Source organism: Microcoleus sp. Pol7_A1 (assembly GCF_036701085.1).
GTDB classification, from domain to species: domain Bacteria; phylum Cyanobacteriota; class Cyanobacteriia; order Cyanobacteriales; family Microcoleaceae; genus Microcoleus; species Microcoleus asticus.
In genome coordinates, this window is the sequence record NZ_JAUBQD010000158.1 from 1 (window position 1) to 1,570 (window position 1,570).

The window sequence follows — 1,570 nt, forward strand, 5'->3', positions numbered from 1 at the left end:
TCGTCAACAAAGCTTATATTATCAAGGGACTTGCGAGTTCATTCATCTTTCTAAATGCTGTTTTCTTACTTTTTCAGAAAGCCCTATATAGCCTTTCTCAGGTAGATGAGGTACAATAACAACAGTGAGTAAACCAATTCCAGAAGTCTTGCTCGTCAACTTGCTCAAAAGCTCTCGTTATGGCTTCTGACAATGCTTTATAAGTTCTTGCCCCCAAAGTACGGAGAATGCCTTTAACTTTGGACCAAAAATTTTTAATTGGGGAGAAATCCGGAGAATAGGGAGGTAGAAATATTAACCTTGCCCCGGCTTTTTTAATGGCTTTTTCTATTTCTTCCCCTTTGTGGATGCCATAGTTATCCATTACTACACAAGCACCTTTCCAGAGTTGGGGAACGAGTTTTCTGATAATAAAAGCCTCGAAAGTAATGCCATCTATTGAGCCTAATAAATTCACAGATGCCACAACTTTTTTGACGGATATTGCTCCCAATATCGATACATTTGGGCCACGCTTATTTGGTTTTGGTCAAGAGAGCTCTTGAACCTTTTAAAGATCGGGCATACAACCTAACCATAGCCAGATTCACCCCGGACTCATCAATAAAGATTAAGTCCTGCACGTTCAGGTTGTTCACTTGTTTCCAGAACTCGTATCGGAGGTTTTGAACTCTTTCACTGCATGAAGCTGACGGAAAAAGCGTTTTTTTTTGAAAGTCATGTTCAACCGTTGGGTCATTCTTCCCATTGTGGCTCGGCTGACAGTAACACCGATTTTTTCGTGAAGTAATTCGCAGAGTTCTTCAAGAGTAGCATCGTTATTTGCCTCAATCAATTCGGCTAAAATTACCAGTTGCTCGGGGGTAAGTTTAAGTTGACCTCCACATCTATGAGTTTGAGGAGAAATATCTTGGGTTTGACTGTATTGTTTGAGTAATTTTTGCACAAAACTCAGAGCAACGCAAAACCGCTTGGCTAGTTGTCTTTGCTTCAGGGGTTCAGTTTCATAAACATTAATTATTTTTTGCCGCAAGTCAACAGAGTAAAATTTCATTTTTGATTGATATCTGATATTTTTTGTAATCTTTCTCTCCGCATCAACCCGATTGACCGAAGTGGTGCTAACGACTGCATCAGCCCGATCGACTGCTGGTCTACCCTGGTTCGCATTGTCCGCGCGGGGCGCACACTCACCGATTGAATTATAGCGAACTGATTTTTTTTATTTGATCTTTTCCAGCCAATTCGGGTTAGTCACATTGTACCTCATCTACCTGAGAAAGGCTATAGTTCGCTGCTCCGACAAAATTATTTTTAGCTCCCCAACGCTTAAATCAATTCTTTCTTGGTAATTTACTTTCATGCCAAAGTCCTCAAACTCTTGCTGTTATTATAGCATACTTTTAGGGAAATGGTATTAATCAATCCTCAACATTTAAGAAATTGGGAAAGCTAATTGTTGCTACTGTATTTCATAACAGCGGGAACCGCTGTATTAGTAGAGCAAGGATTCCTCGCCCTACTAACAGCCTTAAAGCAGAGTAATTGCAGTCGATGCCGGAGCGCCGAT

1 pseudogene is annotated in these 1,570 nt (G+C 40.6%); it reads right to left on the reverse strand.

The window, feature by feature from the left end:
- Positions 1-97: 97 nt before the first annotated feature.
- Positions 98-1,054 (reverse strand): annotated as a pseudogene (locus QUA20_RS31710) (IS630 family transposase).
- Positions 1,055-1,570 lie beyond the last annotated feature (516 nt).